Source organism: Psychroflexus aestuariivivens, assembly GCF_004010055.1.
Lineage (GTDB): Bacteria > Bacteroidota > Bacteroidia > Flavobacteriales > Flavobacteriaceae > Psychroflexus > Psychroflexus aestuariivivens.
Map to the genome: position 1 here is coordinate 1 of NZ_RQVT01000038.1, position 5570 is coordinate 5570.

Annotated in this window: 8 protein-coding genes; 7 read left to right on the plus strand and 1 reads right to left on the minus strand. The window is 29.6% G+C overall.

Annotation, left to right across the window (positions count from 1 at the left end; all coding sequences use genetic code 11):
* Nucleotides 1–602 precede the first annotated feature (602 nt).
* The 3 genes from EIG86_RS07170 (at nt 603) to EIG86_RS07180 (ending at nt 2177) form a co-directional block, all read left to right on the plus strand.
* Entirely contained in the window at nt 603–1151 is a 549-nt protein-coding gene (locus EIG86_RS07170) for a hypothetical protein (RefSeq protein ID WP_127845489.1), read from the plus strand.
* Nucleotides 1152–1458: 307 nt separating this feature from the next.
* Nucleotides 1459–1806 (plus strand): hypothetical protein, encoded by a 348-nt coding sequence (locus EIG86_RS07175; protein WP_127845490.1) that lies wholly within the window; start codon nt 1459–1461, stop codon nt 1804–1806.
* A 107-nt stretch (nt 1807–1913) separates the two neighbouring features.
* The gene (locus tag EIG86_RS07180; protein WP_127845491.1) at nt 1914–2177 is read left to right on the plus strand and encodes a hypothetical protein; all 264 of its coding nucleotides are present in this window, start codon (nt 1914–1916) and stop codon (nt 2175–2177) included.
* On the opposite strand, the gene EIG86_RS07185 is transcribed toward EIG86_RS07180, so the two are convergent.
* Complete coding sequence (locus tag EIG86_RS07185; RefSeq protein WP_127845492.1) at nt 2174–2401, minus strand: hypothetical protein; 228 nt, start codon at nt 2399–2401, stop codon at nt 2174–2176. The two genes, EIG86_RS07180 and EIG86_RS07185, sit on opposite strands and share 4 nt — an antisense overlap.
* A 46-nt stretch (nt 2402–2447) precedes the next feature.
* Between EIG86_RS07185 and EIG86_RS07190 the strand changes: the two genes are divergently transcribed.
* The 4 genes from EIG86_RS07190 to EIG86_RS07205 all read left to right on the plus strand — a co-directional run bounded on the left by EIG86_RS07190 (nt 2448) and on the right by EIG86_RS07205 (nt 5383).
* Nucleotides 2448–2834: a hypothetical protein gene (locus tag EIG86_RS07190; protein WP_127845493.1), complete on the plus strand. Its 387-nt coding sequence runs from the start codon at nt 2448–2450 to the stop codon at nt 2832–2834.
* A gap of 728 nt (nt 2835–3562) precedes the next feature.
* Complete coding sequence (locus tag EIG86_RS07195; protein ID WP_127845494.1) at nt 3563–3901, plus strand: type II toxin-antitoxin system RelE/ParE family toxin; 339 nt, start codon at nt 3563–3565, stop codon at nt 3899–3901.
* A gap of 2 nt (nt 3902–3903) precedes the next feature.
* Nucleotides 3904–4203: a helix-turn-helix domain-containing protein gene (locus EIG86_RS07200; RefSeq protein ID WP_127845495.1), complete on the plus strand. Its 300-nt coding sequence runs from the start codon at nt 3904–3906 to the stop codon at nt 4201–4203.
* A gap of 172 nt (nt 4204–4375) precedes the next feature.
* Entirely contained in the window at nt 4376–5383 is a 1008-nt protein-coding gene (locus EIG86_RS07205) for a hypothetical protein (protein ID WP_127845496.1), read from the plus strand.
* The last annotated feature ends 187 nt before the right edge of the window (nt 5384–5570 follow it).

A 5570-nucleotide genomic window follows, 5' to 3' on the forward strand; every position in this document is an offset into this window, starting at 1 on the left:
CAATAGCTGGGTTTGTGACTGAAACCAAAGTTTGGGATATTTTGCTAACTTTGAGACTGAATTGAAAAGATTTAGAATTTTAACGCGCTACTGCGCATACACGAAAACGTTGTAGAGTATATAATTGAAAATCTGATTTTCAAAAACAAGGTAGAAGTTCAACTCAAGTTTTAAGTTACAATTCATAATTCCCGATTGAAAAAAACGCTGAATGGCGGTTTTTTGGGCTGAATGGCTTCATCGAAAAAGTTTGCTAATCAGCTACGGAATCTGAAACTGACAGCGAGTTTGCGAACTGAAATGTAAGCCTCGACGGAATTTGCCAATCACGGAAAAATAACGGCTGATAATCGAACTGATAGGCAAGCTCAAAGTCAGCTGAAAATATCGAAAGCCCCTGAACCCCCGCATCTGATTAGAATACACTCTACAACACCGTGTATCTTCAATGGCGAGGTTTGGGAATTGAAAGTGAAAGTTTGGGATTTTTTTGGTATGTTTACGACTGACAAATGAAGTGTACCGCTTCTTTGGTCGCCACTGAAAGATACACAAATCCGTTACCATACATTTGATATGAAAATCTCGACATAATGGGAAAAATGATTAAAATTAGAATCATTATTATATTATTCACTATTGCAAGCCAAAATGTAATTGCTCAAAACGATTCAAGAAATAAGTATTCATATGGAGTTTGGATTATGGAATATCAAAAGGAATGGATTGATAGTGAAAATTCTTTTTGGTTAATTGAAAGTCCTAATGAATTCAAGAGTATAAAATCTGAAGACTTGAATATTTCCTATTTATGTCGACAATCGGATTTTGAAGCGGAACATTGCTGTAAGGACAAAAATTATGATTCTGAAAATGGACTAATTTATTCAGGAAATATTTGGGAGGTTCGTGAGTTTTTTGAATCAAAAAAAACGAAAAAACTGAAAGTCGGAACTAAAACGATTCGGATTATTGCATTGGAGCAAACTAATTGCAAATGTTCATCTGATTATGCAACTTATTGTAATACTGGATTTGAAAAAATCGCAACAATATTTAGCTATCGATTTTTAAAAATGTCGAAAAAAGAAAAGAAAAACTTTCGAAAAAACAAGGAGCAATTGATTGAATATTTTAATAAAATTTATTGATATAAAAACGTATGGTAACACTGCATATCGCTCATTGCGGATTTTCGGCTGAAATCGAAGTTTTGGGATTTTCTGGGAATAAAATCATAAATTGAAAAATAATCGCTAATTTTCCCGCAACGAGTCGATATGCGAGAACGTTACCATACATTTAAAAATGAAAAACACGCTAAAATACGTTGGACTGATTTTAATATTCACAGTCACCGGATTTTTAATATGGGATATTTTTTTTGAATTATCTCTTTCGCAAATCGCAAATGGAAATATTGAAATTATAAGCCAAAAAATAGGTGGGAAATTTAATTTGAACGCTAAATTTGCTTTAATAATGGGAATAATTCCCTTACTTTATTTAATTATAAGAAAAATAACAAAACTGAAATTTAATTATCAAAGTTTAATTTCAATTACACTTATAATTTTAAGTGGAACTTTGACTTGGCAATTTAGAATATTCCAATTGAACAATCAATTTGATACGTCAACAAAATTAAATCCAGCTAATCAACTTAAAACGCAAATTAATTTAAGAGAATTAAATTTTGAGTTATACATTTTTATTGGTTTTATAATCGGAACTTTTGCGAGTATTTTAATCTTCAAAAATAATAGAATTAAAAAATTGAAACTGAATAAAAAAGAAACTGAGTAAAAAACGTATGGTAACACTGTGTATACGCAATAGCTGGGTTTGTGCCTGAAATCAAAGTTTGGGATAATTTGCTAACTTTGAAACTGAATTAAAAAGATTTAGAATTTTTGCGCGCTACTGCGCATACACGAAAACGTTGGCAACAATTTAAAAACAAAATGATAGAATGTAAAGACACAACACTAAAAGGATTCGGAGATTACACAGACGAACAGTATGAACAAATGGAAAAAGACTTAAATCAAAAAATAAACAGATTAATTGAAGAAGTTGAAAATAAATACTGCGTACAACCAATTATAGAAATGAATGACACTCATACAAGAGTAGATATGTTTATTCTAAATAAGGCTACGAAAATATTTAATTAAGCATTTGGAAAAAACGGAGCTCTATAGCTTCTAACATCAAATTCATTATTAGATGAGTACTTTTTCATTTCTTCATTAGAAATACTTTTAATTTTTAAGTCATTTTGGAATTTAAGATGGTCTTCCTTTATCTCTGGAGAAATTCTATTAATAAATAACACACCATCTTCTAATTGTGAATCTCCCATACTTAGTAGTTTTGCTTCAGCTTCTTCATAAGTCATAATAAGTAAATTTTAAAACCAAATATAATAATTAAAAACAAACACTATGCGTAAAATAAGATTTACAAAAACCGAAAAAAGGGTAATTATAATATTGATGTCGATAAACTTATTTGCGTTAACCGTAAATTATTTTGGGTTATCTCCAAAAATAAAAGACTATGAAAATAATGTATTGATAGAGTATTTTATATTTACGGATGCTAAGGAAAAACCATATCATACACAGTTTAAAACAAATATAACCCCACATAGTTCGAGAGTTAATTATAAATACCATCACGGCAAAGAGTTTTATCCCTTTTTAGACTTTTATGTAGATTTACGTGATGAAGAAAAGTTTAGAGGGTTGTTTCCTTCTTTTGACCATACTGAGTTTTTAGTCTATAGTTCATTAATATTTGGTATCCCCTTAATAAGAAAAATATGGTAAAAACACTTAATAAATATATTGTTAATCTTATGTTAAATACTATAAAAAGGATTATTTTGTAAATTACTGTTCTAAATTTGCTATATTATTAAGAGAGACTGAAGTCCGCTAAAACAATCAGCCTCTCAATTAAACAATATAAGACTAACCTACTTTAGAGTTAGAATGAGTTAAATATATTAGCTGTCGCAGCCGCATTTATCTAACTTGTAGATTTTGTAACAGTATCTACAGACTGCACATAGGAATACAGTTGACAACGTAAAATCTCCTATGTCTGTGAATATTTCCATTTGAACTGGTTTTTCACGGTTAATAAATCTACAGTTTCATTCAAAAGAATTAGGCTACTGACTCTCCTAATTAAAGTTTCTCATATTTTAACATTTTAAAATTAGACAATAAAAAATCAGACTTTTGTACTTTTATGCACAAGTCTGAGTTACTTTAATAAATATATTTGCAGAAATAAGTAAAATAAATTGTTTTTGCAGAATAATTTTAGATAATTTAACAAAACTGTTGCCAACACTGCATATAGCCAATAGCTTCGGCAGTGAATAAACCGAAAATTAATAACAAACCTAAATATTAACCGCCACAACAAAAAGCCTGAAATATTTTCACGCTACTTGCTATATGTGAGAACGTTGTGGTGCATTTTGACCCGTCCTAAAATAATTTTACGAAAATTAGGAAAATGTTATCTTTTGAGATAACTTTGTCGAATGAATAGAAAAATAATCTTCTACGAAAACCACTTTATTGAATTTTACCAAAAGCAAGACCAGAAAGTAAGAGGGAAAATTCAATACGTTTTCGAGTTGATTAAACAAGTTGACCGAGTTCCTGAAAAGTTTTTAAAACACTTGACAGGAACAAACGGACTTTACGAAATCCGAGTTGAATATCAGTCGAACATCTACCGAATTTTCTGCTGTTTTGACGAAGGACAACTTGTAGTGCTTTTTAATGGTTTTCAAAAAAAATCTCAAAAGACACCGCAAAAAGAAATAGACAAAGCGGAACAATTAATGAACGATTATTTCAACAACAAAAAATTATGAATATGGAAAAATATAAAGGCATAAAGACATTTGACGAACTCATTGAATTTGAGCACGGAAAAATCGGAACTGAAAACCGAAACAAGTATGAAGAAGGCGCACAAATGTTCATTGTGAGCGAAATGTTAAAAGAAGCCCGAAAAGAAGCTAACCTTACGCAGGAACAATTGGCAGAAAAAGCAGGAACAAAGAAAAGTTACATTTCCAAACTTGAAAACGCCAAAGGGAATATTCAACTTTCGACATTAATTAGAATTTTTGAGCAAGGATTAAATAGAAAAATTGGACTAACTTTTCTATAAAAGAATAATAAAAAACGACACCACAACAAAGGCTATAAGCAATTGGGGTTTAAGTGCTTAAATGAAAAATAGTAAATAAAATAAAGGTAAGTGCTAAGCTGAAAAGTTCGGGTAAAAAATTCCCAACTGCTCATAGCCAAACCGTTAGCTAATATTTTAAAAAATAAAATTCTTGGTAGTATTCAAACCAATTCTTACAATCAAAAAAATTGGATATCTGAGGTTCTATTTAGGAATTTTAATAGGTGTTGGATATAGTGTTTTTGTAAATCTGTGGCTTAGATTATTAGATTATACCTTTTTTGTTTTATTTGATTTATTTAACGAGTATCCAATATCACCTGAAGCTTTTTACATTAGTTCATTCAATTCGTTATTATTATCTCTTGTGTCTACAACTTTGGGATTTAGTTTTACAATGTATTTGTGGGCTAGTAATTTTGTTTTTGAAAAAAAGAAGGTCTCTCATTTAAACAGATTCGCACATATAAATAGTGTTTTTGTTTTTATGTTGATTTTGTTTTTTTTAATTAGATTATTGCCTTTTAATACAGGGTTAAGGTATGAAGGATTTGGAATAGATGCTCGATCTGATTATAGTTACTTATTTTTTATACTTCCTGTTTTTATTTTTTTATTTAATTGGGCTATAATCTCACGAGTTTTTAAATCTGGAAAATTCATAATATTTTCTGGGATCGCAGTCGCCATATTTAGTATTGGACTATCAAAAATTCAAACTCCAAGTGTTTTAATAACTGGTTTTTCTAAAGAAGAATTAGAAGAAAAAATCCAAAAAAATATTGAACAGACAAAACTATTATCAGAAAATATTTTGGGAAAATGGACTAATAAACAATTTTCAAATTTACCGGCTCCACCTCTAGATTATATTCAATCAAATGACACAATAAAAGAACCTCATTACCATATTTTAAGCAAACAGATTAAATTTTTCTTCTACTCAGAGGATACGGTAAATTATTATTTAGAAAGTAGAGATAAATCAATAATTTTTAAAAAACCCATACAAGATTTTAATGGATACCAGAAAAAATGGCGCATTTTAAATTTATCAGACTCTACAATTACCATAGAAAGAAAATATAACACAGAACATCCTTATCTGCAATATTACAAAGATATTATTGATACTATTAAACTAGAAAAAAAACATTAGCTAACACTGCATATCGCTCATTGCGGAGTCGCTGTTGAAATCGAAGTTTCACGATTTTCTGGAAGTTAAAATCATAAATTTAAAAATAATCGCTAATTTTCCCGCAACGAGTCGATATGCGAGAACGTTACCACACATTTGAGAAATGACGACATTTTTAGTTTTAATAACCATATTTTTAGGAATT

Excerpts from the sequence above, each read along its gene's own strand:
- EIG86_RS07170 (WP_127845489.1), top strand. The coding sequence starts at position 603 with ATGATTAAAATTAGAATCATTATTATATTATTCACTATTGCAAGCCAA.
- EIG86_RS07190 (WP_127845493.1), top strand. The coding sequence starts at position 2,448 with ATGCGTAAAATAAGATTTACAAAAACCGAAAAAAGGGTAATTATAATA.
- EIG86_RS07200 (WP_127845495.1), top strand. The coding sequence starts at position 3,904 with ATGGAAAAATATAAAGGCATAAAGACATTTGACGAACTCATTGAATTT.
- EIG86_RS07195 (WP_127845494.1), top strand. The coding sequence starts at position 3,563 with ATGAATAGAAAAATAATCTTCTACGAAAACCACTTTATTGAATTTTAC.
- EIG86_RS07185 (WP_127845492.1), bottom strand. The coding sequence starts at position 2,401 with ATGACTTATGAAGAAGCTGAAGCAAAACTACTAAGTATGGGAGATTCA.